Source organism: Cypionkella sp. PAMC25878 (assembly GCF_058135695.1).
Genome location: NZ_CM176871.1, coordinates 3,944,597 through 3,960,228 on the forward strand (window position 1 = coordinate 3,944,597; position 15,632 = coordinate 3,960,228).

Annotated in this window: 17 protein-coding genes; 6 read left to right on the plus strand and 11 right to left on the minus strand. The window is 59.3% G+C overall.

The window, feature by feature from the left end; genetic code table 11:
* Positions 1–7: 7 nt before the first annotated feature.
* On the plus strand, positions 8–913 hold the full coding sequence (locus tag ACS5RD_RS19390) for a PfkB family carbohydrate kinase (protein WP_054007157.1): 906 nt from the start codon (positions 8–10) through the stop codon (positions 911–913).
* Here the strand turns inward: ACS5RD_RS19390 and ACS5RD_RS19395 are convergent.
* From ACS5RD_RS19395 to ACS5RD_RS19415, 5 genes are read right to left on the minus strand one after another with little or no spacing between them, the layout of a single operon-like run.
* Positions 910–2,373, minus strand: a complete 1,464-nt coding sequence (locus tag ACS5RD_RS19395) for an aldehyde dehydrogenase (protein ID WP_489928745.1) — start codon at positions 2,371–2,373, stop codon at positions 910–912. The genes ACS5RD_RS19390 and ACS5RD_RS19395 overlap by 4 nt on opposite strands.
* Positions 2,374–2,397: 24 nt before the next feature.
* On the minus strand, positions 2,398–3,435 hold the full coding sequence (locus ACS5RD_RS19400; protein ID WP_489928746.1) for an LLM class flavin-dependent oxidoreductase: 1,038 nt from the start codon (positions 3,433–3,435) through the stop codon (positions 2,398–2,400).
* A complete protein-coding gene (locus tag ACS5RD_RS19405; RefSeq protein ID WP_489928747.1) occupies positions 3,432–4,364 on the minus strand; it encodes a flavin reductase family protein in 933 nt (310 codons plus the stop codon). Before ACS5RD_RS19405 ends, ACS5RD_RS19400 begins: the two co-directional genes overlap by 4 nt.
* The gene (locus tag ACS5RD_RS19410; protein WP_489928748.1) at positions 4,361–5,179 is read right to left on the minus strand and encodes an alpha/beta fold hydrolase; all 819 of its coding nucleotides are present in this window, start codon (positions 5,177–5,179) and stop codon (positions 4,361–4,363) included. The genes ACS5RD_RS19405 and ACS5RD_RS19410 overlap by 4 nt, the downstream gene beginning before the upstream one ends.
* Positions 5,151–5,753 (minus strand): amino acid synthesis family protein, encoded by a 603-nt coding sequence (locus ACS5RD_RS19415; protein ID WP_489928749.1) that lies wholly within the window; start codon positions 5,751–5,753, stop codon positions 5,151–5,153. Before ACS5RD_RS19415 ends, ACS5RD_RS19410 begins: the two co-directional genes overlap by 29 nt.
* 106 nt (positions 5,754–5,859) lie before the next feature.
* Here ACS5RD_RS19415 and ACS5RD_RS19420 point away from each other — a divergent pair, with 106 nt between their 5' ends.
* Together ACS5RD_RS19420 and ACS5RD_RS19425 are read left to right on the plus strand one after the other, a co-directional pair.
* Positions 5,860–6,537, plus strand: a complete 678-nt coding sequence (locus ACS5RD_RS19420; protein WP_054007152.1) for a GntR family transcriptional regulator — start codon at positions 5,860–5,862, stop codon at positions 6,535–6,537.
* Positions 6,537–6,827 carry a DUF1330 domain-containing protein gene (locus ACS5RD_RS19425; protein WP_489928750.1) on the plus strand — a complete coding sequence of 97 codons (291 nt, stop codon included), beginning with the start codon at positions 6,537–6,539 and terminating at the stop codon, positions 6,825–6,827. Before ACS5RD_RS19420 ends, ACS5RD_RS19425 begins: the two co-directional genes overlap by 1 nt.
* Here ACS5RD_RS19425 and speB read toward each other — a convergent pair.
* Positions 6,824–7,783, minus strand: coding sequence for an agmatinase (gene speB / locus ACS5RD_RS19430; RefSeq protein ID WP_489928751.1), 960 nt, complete (start codon positions 7,781–7,783; stop codon positions 6,824–6,826). The genes ACS5RD_RS19425 and speB overlap by 4 nt on opposite strands.
* Before the next feature lie 227 nt (positions 7,784–8,010).
* Here speB and ACS5RD_RS19435 point away from each other — a divergent pair, with 227 nt between their 5' ends.
* Positions 8,011–9,354: a trimethylamine monooxygenase gene (locus tag ACS5RD_RS19435; protein ID WP_489928752.1), complete on the plus strand. Its 1,344-nt coding sequence runs from the start codon at positions 8,011–8,013 to the stop codon at positions 9,352–9,354.
* A gap of 195 nt (positions 9,355–9,549) precedes the next feature.
* Here ACS5RD_RS19435 and ACS5RD_RS19440 read toward each other — a convergent pair whose 3' ends face one another.
* The 5 genes from ACS5RD_RS19440 to ACS5RD_RS19460 all read right to left on the minus strand — a co-directional run bounded on the left by ACS5RD_RS19440 (position 9,550) and on the right by ACS5RD_RS19460 (position 14,682).
* A complete protein-coding gene (locus ACS5RD_RS19440) occupies positions 9,550–10,263 on the minus strand; it encodes a type 1 glutamine amidotransferase (RefSeq protein ID WP_489928753.1) in 714 nt (237 codons plus the stop codon).
* Between the two features lie 126 nt (positions 10,264–10,389).
* Positions 10,390–11,697: a type III glutamate--ammonia ligase gene (gene glnT, locus ACS5RD_RS19445; RefSeq protein ID WP_489928754.1), complete on the minus strand. Its 1,308-nt coding sequence runs from the start codon at positions 11,695–11,697 to the stop codon at positions 10,390–10,392.
* A 63-nt stretch (positions 11,698–11,760) separates the two neighbouring features.
* Entirely contained in the window at positions 11,761–13,086 is a 1,326-nt protein-coding gene (locus ACS5RD_RS19450) for an FMN-binding glutamate synthase family protein (protein WP_489928755.1), read from the minus strand.
* 7 nt (positions 13,087–13,093) lie between these two features.
* The gene (locus tag ACS5RD_RS19455; RefSeq protein WP_489928756.1) at positions 13,094–13,783 is read right to left on the minus strand and encodes a protein GlxC; all 690 of its coding nucleotides are present in this window, start codon (positions 13,781–13,783) and stop codon (positions 13,094–13,096) included.
* A gap of 2 nt (positions 13,784–13,785) precedes the next feature.
* Positions 13,786–14,682: a class II glutamine amidotransferase gene (locus ACS5RD_RS19460; protein ID WP_489928757.1), complete on the minus strand. Its 897-nt coding sequence runs from the start codon at positions 14,680–14,682 to the stop codon at positions 13,786–13,788.
* A gap of 277 nt (positions 14,683–14,959) precedes the next feature.
* Between ACS5RD_RS19460 and ACS5RD_RS19465 the strand changes: the two genes are divergently transcribed.
* Both ACS5RD_RS19465 and ACS5RD_RS19470 read left to right on the plus strand, forming a co-directional pair.
* The gene (locus tag ACS5RD_RS19465; protein ID WP_304925745.1) at positions 14,960–15,250 is read left to right on the plus strand and encodes a hypothetical protein; all 291 of its coding nucleotides are present in this window, start codon (positions 14,960–14,962) and stop codon (positions 15,248–15,250) included.
* Positions 15,251–15,631, plus strand: a complete 381-nt coding sequence (locus ACS5RD_RS19470) for a hypothetical protein (protein WP_054007146.1) — start codon at positions 15,251–15,253, stop codon at positions 15,629–15,631. It begins immediately after the preceding gene.
* Position 15,632: the final 1 nt, after the last annotated feature.

The following is a 15,632-nucleotide window of genomic DNA, read 5'->3' on the forward strand; positions in this document are numbered from 1 at the left end:
GGCCAAGATGACCAAGCCCATCCGCCAGACCGGAAATACCGTCCTTGTGGTCGGCAGCCTGCACTATGACATCATGGTCGAGGCCGATCATTTGCCGCGCAAAGATGAGACAGCGGTGGGATCGCGCTGGTATCCGAAGTTCGGCGGCAAGGGCGGCAATCAGGCGGTCTCGGCACAGGCGCATGGCGCGATTGCGCGGATGCTGGGTGCGGTGGGAGCGGATGATTTCGGCGCGTTCCTGCGGGCACGGTTGCAGAGTTCAGTCGTCGATCACCGCTTTGTCGCCACCTGCGACGGGGTGGCATCGGGCATGAGCGTGGCGATCATGGACGCCAGCGGCGATTATGCGGCGACGATTGTGTCGGGCGCAAACCTGCATATCCTCCCCGAAACCCTGCAAAATCCCGAGGTTTGGCAGGATGTCCGCCTGCTGGTTCTGCAAAATGAAGTGCCCGAAGCAATCAATCTAGCCGCCGCGAAAGCCGCGCGCGCGCGTGGCATCCGCACCCTGTTGAACGCCGCTCCGAGCCGACCAATGTCGCTAGCGTTCGCTCGTTTGGTCGACGTGTTGGTGGTCAACGCGGTGGAAGCCGAGATGATGATGGGCACGGCACCCATCACCAGCCTGAAAGCCGCCGCGGGAGCCGCCAAAATACTTGCGGATCGGTTTGAAAGCGTGATCGTCACCGCAGGCTCGCTGGGACTGGCCGCGTGGAGCGCTGAGGATGAGCATTTCTCGATCCCCGCCGAGAAGATCGAAGTGGTCAGCTCGCACGGCGCAGGCGATGCGTTTATTGGCGCGCTGGCGGCTTGTCTGGTGGGCGACACGAGGTTCAAGAAGGCTTGTGCTGCGGCTTCGCACGCTGCCGCCGAGCATGTGGCGGGGCGGCCTGCGGTGGCGATCCCGCGTTAGCGCATCACGAATGGGTCAGGAATCGGATCATCCGAGGTGCGCAGCCACACCGTTTTGACCGTGGTGTAATCCAACGCCGCCGCCAAGCCACCCTCCCGACCATGCCCAGACATGCCGTGGCCGCCAAAAGGGGCAATGGGCGACACCGCGCGATAGGTGTTCACCCAAACCACCCCCGAGCGGATGCCTCGGATCATCCGATGCGCACGCGTCAGGCTGCGAGTGAATACGCCCGAAGCCAATCCATAAACCGTGTCATTGGCCAGCGCCAAAGCCTCGGCTTCGGTCTCAAAACTGATCACCGATAGCACCGGGCCAAAAAATTCTTGCCGCAACCCCGCCACATCTGGCAGGCCAGAGCAATCAAGGATTGTCGGCGGATAGTAGAAACCGGGGCCTTCCGGCACCACGCCGCCCGTTACCAATTTGGCCCCCTGCCCTAGGCTTTGCGCCACCAGGTCGGCAATCCGCACGCGTTGCCGCTGGGTACAAAGCGGGCCGACCTCGGTGGTCATCTGATCGGGGGCAGCAATCCGAATGGCTTCCGCCTTGGCCTTCAGCTTGGCGAGGAACGCGTCTTTCACCGAAGCCTGAATGATCAGGCGTGATCCTGCCACACAGCTCTGCCCGGTCGCCGCGAAAATACCCGAGATTTGCGCATTCACCGCCGAGTCCAGATCGGCATCTTCAAACACGATGAACGGCGATTTGCCGCCCAGCTCCAACGAGATCGAGGCAAGGTTCTCCGCCGAACCACGCACCACATGCCGCGCGGTTTCCGGCCCACCAGTGAAGGCGATATGGGCGACCTTCGGGTGGGTGGTAAGGGCTGCACCCGCCGCTGGGCCACCTGTGAGGATATTGACCACTCCGGGCGGGAAACCCGCTTCATGCACCAATTTTGCAAATTCCAGCATCGGCGCGGGACCGTCCTCGGACGCCTTCAACACCACCGTGCAGCCCGCAGCCAAAGCAGGGCCAAGCTTGACTGCCGACAGAAACAACTGACTGTTCCATGGCACGATCGCCGCCACCACGCCAATAGGTTCGCGCCTAAGCCAGACTTCCATATCCGGCTTGTCTATGGGGAGATGCGCGCCCTCGATCTTGTCAGCCAGACCCGCATAATAGCGATAATATTCCGCGACATAGGCGATCTGGGCAGAGGTTTCGCGGATGATCTTGCCGGTGTCTCGGGTTTCCAAAGCGGCCAAACGTGGGGCCGCTGCCTGTACCAGATCCGCCAGCTTATACAGCAATTTCCCCCGCGCCGAGGCGGTCAAACCCGCCCAAGCAGTGCTGCAAAACGCATCCCACGCGGCATCGACAGCGCGGCCCACATCGGCAGCGGAAGCCTCTGGCATCACCGCCCAGGGCTGACCCGTCGCCGGATCAAGGCTTTCAAAGCTGGCCGCGCCATCCTCAAAAACCCCACCGATATACTGTTGGAATCGCTGCATCATATCCCCTTGGGCGAAATTTGGTCAGGCGAAAGCTGGCATCACATCCTGCACAAAGCGCGTCAGTGACGCCTTTTTGCGCGCAAAACTCATGCCAGAGTCGATCCACAGGCTAAACTCATCATAGCCCAAATCCTGATAGCTTTTGATCCGCGCGATCACCTCGGCGGGTTGGCCGACGATGTTGTTCTTGCGCATCGCAGCCGCTGAATAGAACGGATGCGCCGCCACTTCTTCGGGTGTCAGTGTTTCAATCAGACCCTGCGAGATCGGGCGCTTGTTCAGGAACCAAGCTCCGAAGTAGTTGTAAAACAAGTTCAATTCTTCCGCACCAAGATCGGCATCCGCCTCGCTATCCGCCACATAGGTATGCCGCAGCACCATGATCTTTGGGCGCGGCACCTCCGGGTGGGCGGCACAGGCGGTGTTAAAGCGCTCCATCAGACTGACCACTTCTTCATCGCCCAGATGCAGCGGCGTCACCTGCACGTTGCAACCATTGGCCACCGCGAAATCGTGGCTGTTCGGATCGCGCGCCGCCACCCAGATCGGCGGGAACGGCTGCTGCACTGGCTTGGGGGCGGAAGTGGTTTTCGGAAACTGCCAATGCTCGCCGTTGTGCTCATAATCCCCGGCCCACAAGCCCTTGATCGCCGGAATCAGCTCGCGCATTTTCTGGCCAGCGGTCCAAGCGTCCAATCCGGGGCTCATCCGGTCATATTCAAAGGTGTAGGCTCCCCGCGCGATGCCCAGATCAAGTCGGCCATCCATGATGATATCGGCCATCGCAGCCTCGCCCGCCAAGCGGATCGGGTGCCAGAACGGTGCCACCACATTGCCAGTGCCAAGCCGCACATTCTTGGTGCGCCGCGCGAGGTCAACAAGGTTCAGAAACGGGTTCGGGGCGATGGTGAAATCCATACCGTGATGCTCGCCCGTCCAGATCGCGTGCATGCCATTTTCGTCAGCGATCTGGCAGAGTTCCAGCATTTCCTCATACAACCGCTGCTGCGGCTCATCGGCACTGACCCGCTCCATATGCACGAACAGTGAGAATTTCATGGCTTTTTTCCTTCGCCTTTTGCCGCAACCGGGGCAACCCGGCCAGAGTTCTGATTGCCAAAATAGATGCCGTAATCGCCGACACGCGCCTCATCGGCCAGCCGCTCTAGCATGATCCGCATGGCGGGATCGGTCACGTCATCAAAGCCGTTGGGGGTAAGTTCAACAAAGCCACCCATGCTGGGGGTGCCGCCCGTGCTGGGGCAGAGAAACGCAATATGCTGCTGGCCCGCCGCGACATCTTCATAGACCGAATAGATGAAGCCCGGCACCGCTTGCACGCCCGCAGCCTCGATTAGCGCCTGCAAGGTCGCCGTCGCCCCGTTCGCCCCAACGCGCGCCGTCGGAAGGCTTAGCCCGCCGCGGCCATCGTCTTGCAACAGCACATGGCCATCTTGCTCAATCAAAGCCGAAACGACCACCGCAGGCCCACTCGCCAAAGCCGCGCCCGCTTGTGCCGGGGTGAAATACGAGCCGCGATAATAGCCCAAACCGGCCTGCCCCGATGCCTCAAACGCCTCAACCCTACCGATCAGAATGGCATGATCTCCTGCATCGACCACCTGATGCAGACAGCAATCGAACCAAGCCGAAACCCCGTGTAGAATGGGCGCGCCATGCGGGCCAAGTTGCCATTGCACGCTGGCAAAACGATCCTCGACCGGCTTGGCAAAGGTATTCGACACATCCTTCTGGCTCTCCGACAAGATGTTGATGGCAAATCCTTTTGCCGCCATGAACCTTGCATAATTGCTGGAAGTTTTCGCTATGGACACCAGCAAAAGGGCTGGGTCCAGCGACACCGAAGAAAACGAATTGGCGGTAAAGCCAATCGGCGCGCCCGCCTCATCCAGCGTGGTCACAACGGTCACGCCGGTCATAAAGGTGCCAAACGCATCGCGCAGCAGGCGGCGGTTTTCCAATGTCATGCGCGTATTCCCTTTTTAGCGGCCAGCAGCGGCACCGCAAGCCAAGCCGCAAGCGCCGTATTAACCTGTGCCGGGGCCGTCAGATTGACCATATGGCGGTGGCCCTCAATCACCACAGCCTGCCCCATCGGCGCCGCCATCGCCATCGCTTTTGCCATCGCAGGGGTAGAGTTCGCATCCCCCGAAGCAGTCAAGACCAAGGCGGGGCTATGGATTTTCGGCCAAGCCTCCGCATAGGCCATATCGCCATTGGCAAAGGCGCGGTAAGCCGCCGCATAGCCTTGCAATTTAACCATACGCAGCCAACCCGCCACCTGTGCGCGCACCGCTTGATCCGCCGCGGTGTCGCCAAACCAGCGCGTCAGCGGCACGTCAATGTCATTCGCGCCGTTGGCCAAAGCGGCAGCCCGCGCCTGCACCGCCGCGCGCGCCTCGGGTGTGCGGCGATAAACCCCGTTCAAAACCGCCAGCCGCAGCACCAGATCAGGATGATCCACTGCCAACCCCGCCGCAATCAGCGCCCCCATCGAATGGCCCGCGACATTGACAAAACTACAGCCCAACTGCCGCAGGGTTTTCGCCGCCCAAGCCACATAATCCTTCAGATCCGGTTGCCCCGGTAGCAAATCTGACAACCCATGCCCCGGCATATCGAGCGCTATCACCCGGTTGGTTTTGGCGAAATGCGCGATCTGCGGCCCCCAAGCCTCGGCACACATGCCGACGCCGTGCAGCAGAACCAACGGCTCGCCCTGGCCCAACTCCAGATAGCTGATTTGCTGTCCGTCAGACAGCCGCAGGGTTTGCAGCGTCATGGCCCAGATCCTTAAGGTCTTGATAACGATCACCAATCCGATGGTGCGGCCGACCGCCGATGGAAGCCCCCAGTGCCACCACAATCTCATCCGCCGCCGGGGCATCCGGGATGGCGAAATGGATCGTCAGGTAATGCGAGCGGCGGCCTTCGTCGTTTTTATCCATCAGCGGGATCATCACCGGGGTATTCGCGCCACCCCGGATATTGGTGAACGCCAGATATGATTTCGCCCCGACCGCCGTGCGATAATGATTGCCAAACCGCAAGGTGTGGATCAGCGCCGAGGCGTGCTCGACCTCGCCATCCAGACCCACAATCGCGGCCTTGCCGTAGGCCTCAATCGCCTCACCCGAACCCGCAGCCTCCAGGATCATCGCGGTCAGCAGCGCGCCCAGATCGGGGGCAACATCATGGATCGCGGGCTTGAGGTTCTCAACAAAGCCCATCCCGGCCCAAGGGTTTTTCACCACCGCCGCCGCCGCGATCAGCTTCAACGGCACCGGGGCCGCTTTGCCGCCCTCGATCAGCGTGGTTTCAATATGGAGCAGGGTCTTGCGGATAACGGCTGGCATTGGGGCCTCAGAATCGCTGGGTTTCTCTAGTGGTATGATGGTATACCATATGACCGCATGTCAAGAACCAGTTGCGGTGATACTGTGCTTTCGCTACAGTCTGGTTATGAACCCGCTTGATGACCTGAAAATCACCCACCCGCCGCAGACCTTGCGCGAGATTGTGCTGGAGCGGATGCGCAGCGCGATCCTGTCAGGCCGCTTTGCCTCTGGCGAACGGTTGGTCGAACGCACGCTTTGCGACCAACTCGGCGTCAGCAGGTCAGTGGTGCGCGAGGCGATCCGCTATCTTGAGGCCGAAGGTCTGGTCGAAATCATGCCGAACAAAGGCCCGATGGTGGCCCGGATGGATTGGACACAGGCCGAGCAAATCTATGAAATCAGGCTACTTTTGGAACAAAACGCTGCCGCTGCCTGCGCTCAAGCCGCTGACGCCACAGTGAAAGCCAAGCTACAAGCGGCCACCCATGCCATCGAGGCCGCCTCTGCCGCCAATGAAAACCCCGCTCTGATTGCCGCCACAACCCGGTTTTACGAGATCATCTTCACCGCCGCAGGGCATCAGATCGCGTGGGAGGTCGTGCAGCGGCTGAACGGCCGGATCAGCCGCCTGCGCGCGATGACTTTGGCCACCACCGACCGCCGCGTTTCTGGCCCGGTGCGGATGGCGCGGATTTGTGCGGCGATCTGCGCCAATGACCCCGATAGCGCCGCGCAAGCCGTCTGCGATCATCTCGATGAAGCCGCCAAAATCGCCCACCGCCTGCTGAAAGAGGCCAAGTAATGCCCGCCTATTGGATCGCCCATGTCACCGTCACCGACACCGACACCGCGCGGTACAAGGGCTACCAAGCCCTCGCCCCGCTGGCTTTTGCGAAATTTGGCGCAAAATTTTTGGCCCGTGGCGGGGCGTCTGACAACCCCGAAGGTGCCGGATTTGAACGCCATGTCGTGATCGAATTTCCCGATCTGGCAACCGCCCGCGCCTGCTACGCCTCGCCCGAATATGGCGCCGCTAAAGCCGAGCGAGACGGTGCCGCGCGCGTGATGATCACCATGGTCGAAGGGCTTTAGCCAATGTGCTTTCCCTGCGGCACGCCCGGCAAAACGCAGAGCATTTCATACAGCAAATTCGCCCCGATCAGCGCGGTATTGCCCGACGGATCATAGGGCGGCGAAACCTCGACCAGATCGCCACCGACGATGTTCAGACCCGCACATCCGCGCACGATTTCAAGACCTTGCCAGATGGTAAGCCCGCCCGGCTCCACCGTGCCAGTGCCCGGCGCGAAGGCGGGATCAAGGCTATCAATATCATAGCTCAGATACACCGGCGCGTCGCCGATTTTCGCGCGAATTTCCGCCATCAGTGGCTTTAACGACTTATACCAACACTCCTCGGCCTGCACCACAGTCCAGCCGTTTTTGCGGCCCCAGTCGAAGTCTTCAAGGCTATACCCGGTGCCGCGCAAACCGATTTGAAAAACCTTATCATTCTGCAAACAGCCGTCTTCCCAAGCCCGCCGGAACGGGCAACCATGCGCGACTTTCTCACCAAACATCGTGTCATTCACATCGGCGTGAGCGTCGACATGAATCAGCGCCACCGGGCCATGTTTGGCTTTAATCGCCCGCAAAATCGGCCACGTCAGCGTGTGATCGCCGCCCAAAGTCAACGGCAAGGCGCCATGCGCCAGCACGCCGTTGTAATAGTCGGTGATGATATCGACCGTTTTTTTCAGATCAAAGGTGTTGATCGGCACATCGCCAATGTCGGCGACTTGCAGATGGTCAAACGGCGCAGCCCCCGTCGCCATGTTGAACGGCCGCAGCATACGGGATTCGTCGCGAATTTGGCGTGGCCCATGCCTTGTACCCGAACGGTTCGAGGTGCCGATATCCATCGGAATTCCGATGAAAGCCACATCCAGCCCGGCTGCGGTGTCTTGCGTCGGCAGACGCATCATCGTGGCTGGGCCGCCAAAGCGCGCCATCTCATTGCCGCCAAGCGGTTGATTGAATTTGGACATTTCTGCGATCTCTCCCAAAGCTTGCGTCCAGCTTAGCCGCAAGCCGCGATCCGTGGAAAGGGCTTTGTCTGCCACGGCTTTGCCGATTTTTCAGGCAGGCCGAAAGATTCATCTGTTTCATCTTTTTCCCAACAGGAAAATAATTTGACAGCAGCGCGCCTGTATCGCTAGCCTGTTTTCCAACAGGAATGCAGCCCGAACCGGGCGCGGACAACTCGGAGGAAGACATGACAAAACGTGTGGCAGTGATCGGCGCAGGGCCGTCTGGTCTGGCCCAACTGCGGGCTTTTCAATCGGCCAAGATGAAGGGCGCAGAAATCCCCGAAATTGTTTGTTTTGAAAAGCAATCCAACTGGGGCGGCTTGTGGAATTACACTTGGCGCACCGGGTTGGACGAGAATGGCGAGCCGGTTCACAGCTCAATGTATCGCTATCTGTGGTCGAATGGCCCGAAGGAAGGTCTTGAATTCGCGGATTATTCCTTTGAGGAACATTTCGGCAAGCAAATCGCCTCCTATCCTCCGCGCGCCGTGTTGTTCGACTACATTCAAGGCCGGGTGGTGAAGGCGGGCGTGCGCGATTGGATCCGGTTTTCGACCCCGGTGCGGTTTGTGAAATACAATGAAGATAAGGGCAATTTCACCGTCACCGCGCATGATATGAAAACCGACCGGATGTATGAGGAGGAATTTGACAACGTCATCGTCGCCTCTGGCCACTTCTCAACCCCCAACGTGCCAGAATATCCGGGCTTTGATAAATTTGGCGGCCGGGTGCTGCACGCGCATGACTTCCGCGACGCGATGGAGTTCAATGGCAAGGATATCCTGCTGCTGGGGTCGAGCTATTCGGCGGAAGATATTGGCTCACAGTGCTGGAAATATGGCGCGAAGACGATCACCGTCGCCTACCGGAATGCGCCTTTGGGCTATGATTGGCCGGAGAATTTCGTCGAGGTGCCTGCGCTGGTGCGGGTGGATGAGACCTCCGCGTATTTCAAAGATGGCACCAGCAAACGGGTCGATGCGATCATTCTGTGCACCGGGTATAAGCATCACTTCCCGTTCTTGCCCGATGATCTGCGGCTGAAAACCGCGAACCGTTTGGCTGCGGCGGATCTCTACAAGGGGGTGGTTTGGGTGAATAACCCGAAGTTGTTCTATGTCGGCATGCAGGACCAGTGGTTCACCTTTAACATGTTTGACGCGCAGGCGTGGTGGGTGCGGGATGTGATCTTGGGGCGGATTGCGGTGCCAGCGGATAACGCGGTGCTGCTGGCCGATGTGGTGGACCGGGTGGCGCGCGAGGATGCGGGGCAGGACGCGCATGATGCGATCCATTATCAGGGCGATTATGTGAAGGAACTGATCGCGGAAACTGACTATCCCAGCTTTGACGTGGATGGGGCCTGCGAGGCGTTCTTTGAGTGGAAGGACCACAAGAAAGCCGGGATCATGACCTTCCGCAACCACGCGTATCGGTCGGTGATTACCGGGTCGATGGCCCCGGTGCATCATACGCCTTGGAAGGATGCGCTGGAGGATAGTTTGGAAGCTTACCTTCGGAACTGAGGAAAGGAAAAAGGCCTCGGAATTCCCGGGGCCTTTTTGCTGGTCCCAACTCGGGACCTTTTTTATTGTGTTTATATTCAGCGCATTGCGAGGTGGTGTTAAGAAAAAATTAACGAATACGCTGTCTTGGGGCATCCTCTCTGCTCAAATATCTCCACCAGCGGCTCTGGTCAAATGCAGGCCGCTGCCAGAGGATCAGGCCACCAAAGCCTTAAGTCCTTCGGTGATTTGCACAGCTATCTTGCGAAACTCGGGCAAATGCGGAGTCACCGCTGCTTCTAGCCTTTCGGCAGCCACTGTCCCAATCGCGGCGTGCAGGGCGGCGCGGTATTCTGGTATCGTTTGCCAATCGGCGACGGTGGAGGGCAAGATTTCGAGGTGATATTGCACGCCGTAAGCATGGCGACCGACACGCATGGCTTGCACGGCGCAGGCGGGGTTGGAGGCCAGCACGACGGTGTCAGGCGGCACGGTTGTGACCTCAACGCCGTGCCATTGCAAAGTGGTCATCTCGACCGGGAGTTGGGCAAAGATCGAGTCAGAGCGCCCTGCCCCGGTTTGGGTGATTTGGGTGAGCCCGACTTCAGGGCGCGACATTGGGTGGGCTTGCCCGCCAAGGGAGACGGCAAGCAGTTGGTGGCCCAAACAGATGCCGAAATAGGGCCGTTTCAAGGTTTCGACCCAATGTTTGATCGCGGCTTTTTCGGCGATCAGCCATGGGTGCTCGGACTCCTGCCAGACATCCATCGGGCCGCCCATCACGGCGAGCAGGTCATAAGCGTCTAGAGCTGGGATTTGGCCGCCTTCGTCTAAAGCTATGACGTGCAACTCGTGGCCGTCGGTTGTCCAGAGTTCGGTGAAGATCCCGGCAGTCTCACAGACGAGGTGTTGGAAGATCAGGATTTTCATGGAAATCCGGCACTTGGGGCCGCAAGGGGAGCCTCCGGCGGGAGTATTTAGGCCAAGATGAAATTGTTTAGGGAGTGCTGGGTTTAGGGAGTGCCGGGGGTTTGCCCGGCACTCCCTTTGGTTTGGTTAGATGTCGAGGGTGTTTTCGTGTTCCCATTTCGAGAAATGGCTGACGTAGCTGTCCCACTCTTTGGCCTTGAGTTTCAGATAGGCGGCGGAGAATTCTTCGCCCATCGCGGCCTTCAGCGTGGTGTCTTTGTCGTAGTCGCGCAAAGCGTCGAGCAGGTTCAGCGGCAGTTTCGGCGCACCTGTGACGGTCTGACCTTGAGTATACATATCAATGTCATAGCGCGGGCCGGGATCGGCCTTTGTGCGCACACCGTCGAGGCCCGCGGCGAGGATCACGGCTTGCATCAGATAGGGGTTCGCCGCGCCATCGGGCAGGCGCAACTCAAAACGGCCCGGCCCCGGGACGCGGACCATGTGGGTGCGGTTGTTGCCTGTCCATGTCACAGTATTGGGTGCCCACGTCGCGCCGGATGAGGTGCGCGGCGCGTTGATACGTTTGTAGCTGTTGACGGTTGGGTTGCAGATCGCGGCCAAAGCGCTGGCGTGTTTCATGATGCCGCCGAGGAAGCTGCGGCCACGGTCCGACAGGCCCAACTCTTTGGAATCGTCGGAGAATACGTTCTTCTTGCCCGCAAGATCCCAGACCGAGATATGCGCGTGGCAACCCGAACCCGTCAGGCCTTTGAACGGCTTTGGCATGAAGGTGCAACGCAGCCCGTGCTTTTCAGCCACCGATTTCATCATGAATTTGAAGAAGCTGTGCTTGTCGGCGGTTTGCAGAACGTCGTCGTATTTCCAGTTCATCTCATACTGGCCAGTCGCGTCTTCGTGGTCGTTCTGGTAGGCTTCCCAGCCGAGTTCCAGCATGTAATCGCAAACCTCGGCGATCACGTCATACTGGCGCATCATAGCTTGCTGATCGTAGCAGGGTTTCTCTGCATTATCATAGGGATCGGCGATTTTGTCGCCTTCCGGGGTCAGCAGGAAGAATTCCGGCTCGACGCCAGTTTTGACGCGCAGGCCCTCTTTTGCGGCCTCGTCGACCAGTTTGCGCAGCACGTTGCGCGGGGCTTGGGCGACGGGTTGACCCTCCATCACGCAGTTAGAGGCGAGCCATGCGACCTCTTTTTTCCACGGCAGTTGGATGACGGATGAGGCATCCGGCACCGCCATCATATCCGGGTGGGCGGCGGTGAGGTCGAGCCAAGTGGCAAAACCTGCAAAGCCCGCGCCCGCAACGGCCATGTCGTTGATCGCTTGGGCTGGCACCAGTTTGGCGCGCTGCGAGCCGAACAGGTCGGTGTAGGAAATCATGAAGTATTTGACGCCTTTTTCCTTGGCATAGGCGGCTAGATCTTTGACCATTTAGGTCGCTCCCTGTCGTCTGTAAGGTAAAAGCCGGTCTGAATGTTCAGACCGGCCCATGAGTTAGAACCCGTTCTTGCCGGGAATCCATGAGGTGCCCGCAAGTGGAACGCCCGCCATAGCAGCGCCTTCGATGGTCAGCGCGCAGAGGTCTTCGGGTTCCAGATTGTTCAGATGGTTCTTGCCACAAGCGCGCGCGATGGTTTGCGCTTCCAGCGTCATCACCTTGAGGTAGTTTTTCAGGCGACGGCCACCGAGAATCGGGTCGAAACGGTTGAAAAGTTCCGGGTCTTGGGTGGTGATGCCTGCGGGATCTTTGCCCTCGTGCCAGTCATCATAGGCGCCTGCGGTGGTGCCGAGTTTGTTGTATTCGGATTCCCATTTAGGATCGTTATCGCCCAAAGCGATCAGGGCGGCGGTGCCGATGGCGACGGCGTCTGCGCCTAGCGCCATGGCTTTGGCGACATCAGCGCCGGTGCGGATGCCGCCCGAGACGATCAGTTGCACTTTGCGGTGCATGCCGAGGTCTTGCAGGGCTTTCACGGCGAGCGGAATACAGGCGAGGATCGGCATACCGACGTTTTCGATGAACACGTCTTGGGTGGCTGCGGTGCCGCCTTGCATGCCGTCGAGCACCACCACATCAGCACCGGCTTTGACGGCGAGGGCGGTATCGTAATAGGGGCGTGCGCCGCCAATCTTAACGTAGATCGGCTTTTCCCAATCGGTGATCTCGCGGATCTCCATGATCTTGATTTCAAGATCGTCCGGCCCGGTCCAATCGGGGTGGCGGCAGGCAGAGCGTTGGTCGATGCCTTTGGGAAGGTTGCGCATTTTGGCCACGCGGTCGGAGATTTTCTGACCCAGCAGCATACCGCCGCCGCCGGGTTTGGCACCTTGGCCGACCACGACTTCGATGGCGTCAGCGCGGCGCAGATCGTCTGGGTTCATACCGTAGCGGGAGGGCAGATATTGGTAAACGAGGGTGTTGGAATGGCCGCGTTCTTCTTCAGTCATGCCACCGTCACCGGTGGTGGTGGAGGTGCCAGCAGCGGAAGCTCCACGCCCGAGGGCTTCTTTGGCCGGACCCGAGAGCGCGCCGAAGGACATGCCTGCGATGGTGACGGGAATGTCGAGGTGGATCGGTTTTTTGGCGAAACGGGTGCCGAGCCAGACGTCGGTGGCGCATTTCTCGCGGTAGCCTTCGAGAGGGTAGCGGCTGATGGACGCGCCGAGGAACAGCAGGTCATCGAAATGCGGCAGTTTGCGTTTGGAACCGCCGCCGCGAATGTCGTAAATCCCGGTGGCTGCGGCGCGGCGGATTTCGGCGTTCACGTCGTTGGAATAGGTCCAGCTTTGCTTCGGCGGGGTATGGGGAAAATCGCTCATATATGCCTCAGTACGACGACGCGTTGTCGATGTTGAATGTGTAGAGTTTGCGGGCGGAGCCGTAGCGTTTGAAATCCGAAGGCTTGGCGAGGTGGTCGGCTTCGCCGCGCTTCAAGAGGTCGGCGATGATGGCGAGGTGTTCGGGGCGCATTTCTTTTTCAATGCAGTCGGTGCCGAGAGATTTCACCGTGCCGCGCACGAACAAATGTGCCTCGTACAGCGAGTCACCCAACGCGTCGCCTGCGTCACCCAGCACAAGGATGTTGCCGGATTGCGCCATGAAGCAGGACATATGGCCGATGTTGCCATGCACGACGATGTCGATGCCTTTCATCGAGATGCCGCAGCGCGACGAGGCGTTGCCCTTGATCACCAGAAGGCCGCCGCGCCCGGTAGCGCCTGCGTATTGCGAGGCGTCGCCGTCGATGATCACGGTGCCGGACATCATGTTTTCCGCCACGCCGGGGCCAGCCGAGCCTTTGACGCGGATAGTGGCTTGTTTGTTCATCCCGGCGCAGTAGTAGCCGGTTGATCCGCGCACGGTGATGTCGATCGGGGCGTCTACGCCGACGGCAATCGCGTGGCTGCCCTTGGGGTTGACCACTTCCCATGAAGTCTCGTTGGTCTGGCCTTTGAGGTTGTGGAGCGCTTGGTTCAGCGCGCGCAGGCCCTGCGCTTCAAGGTCGAAAGTCTGCATGTTCAGCGTTCCCAGAAGTAAACGGTGGCGGGTTCCGGTTCCCAGACGCGGGCGGATTCGATGCCCGGCAGGTTGACGAGGGCGCGGTATTCAGAACCGAAGGCGACGTATTGGTCGGTTTCGGCCATCACGGCGGGTTTGCAGGCGATTGGGTCACGGACCACGCCGAAGCCATCTTTGGTGCCGACCACGAAAGTGAAGAAACCGTCGAGATCGGTGAGCGTGGCTTCCAGCGCCTGCCCCAAGGTTTCACCCTGTTGCAGTTTGTGGCTAACGAAGGCCGCACCGACTTCGGTGTCGTTTTCAGTCTCGAACGTCATGCCCGCTTGCTTCAGCACGCGGCGCACGCCGTTGTGGTTGGAGAGCGAGCCGTTGTGGACCAAGCACTGATCCGGGCCTGTGGAGAACGGATGCGCGCCCATGGTGGTCACAGCGGATTCGGTGGCCATGCGGGTGTGACCGATACCGTGGGTGCCGTGCATTTTGGCAACCTCAAAGCGGGCCGCCACGTCTTTCGGCAGGCCGACTTCTTTATAAATTTCAATGCCTTCACCAGAGGACATGATCTTCATACCGGGGCGGATTTTCGCCAGAGCCGAGCGCGCCGCATCCAACTGGCCTGCGGGGACTTCCAGCACGGCATGGGTGGATTTCACCAGCATCAGCACCGGGGTGCCCAGCGCATCTTTCAGATCGGCGTCGAGGTTTTTGAAATCAATCTCGGGCGTGGCCGACTGCACGGTCAGCTTGCCGTGGCCGACTTTGCCTTGGGAATAGATCGCGATTCCGGCACTATCGGGGCCGCGGTCGGTCATGGTGATCAGCATATCAGTCAGCATTGCGCCCAACTGAGGTTGTAATTTGGGGTCCTTTAGGAAAAGCCCGACGATTCCGCACATGGCGACGACTCCTTGTCGTGTGGATATGGCGTTACGCTATCACGGCAAAATATTCCGTCAACTGTGAAGAAACTTTTTTTCACCGTGGGTAATGATTTTCATTTTGCCTGTTTTCTCATCAAATGCTTTGACAGAATGTCGCAGGGGGTGTTTCCTGTCAGAAAATAAAGTTCACGCAGAGAAATCATCTGGGAAATCAAGCGGGACAATAACCCGCTGCGACTGCTGCGCTATGGCCCTAGGCGCTGTCAGGTGGAGGGGGCCTTGGGAGGAAATCTTGTCTGATCTGAACACACGGATCGAGGCGATGCATCGAAGCGACACGCGGATTGCGTGGGCTTTTGTCATTGGCCTTTGGCTGGCGATTGGCTTTGTGGCCTATGGCACTTGGGACCTTGCGCCTTCGGGTGGCGCGCGGGTGATGCTGCTGATCGGCGGTGCTTTGGTGCTGATCTATAACACCGCCGCGATCATGGCGATGCTGCGGCATTACCGCGAGGACCGCGACTTTATGTATGGCTTGGACATCCAGTTCATGGATGCGGCCCGCGCGGCAAAGGGGAAATAGATGGCACGCTATATCCCCCCCGTTCAAAGCAAATTGGGCCAGATCATCGACGTGATCGTGCTGGTGGTGCTGTCGGTCGGCGCATTGTTCTTGCCGTTGTGGCTGGGGCTTGCAGGTTCCGCCAAGCTGCCGGTTCCGGTGGAAAACCCAACTTGGGAGAGTTTGGGGCAAAACCCGGTGATGGTGCAGCAATGGAACAAGCTGGGCTTTCCCGATGCGGCCTCGGCGCATGACATGATCACGGCGCGCTATGACTACAGTTTCAGCTGGGTGTCGCTGGCGGTGATGGTGATCGTGATCGTCGGCTATTTCGTGATGATGATCCGGTTTTCCGACATCGAATACCGCGAAGTGATCGCTGAGAAGTTTGGCGAGAAATAGG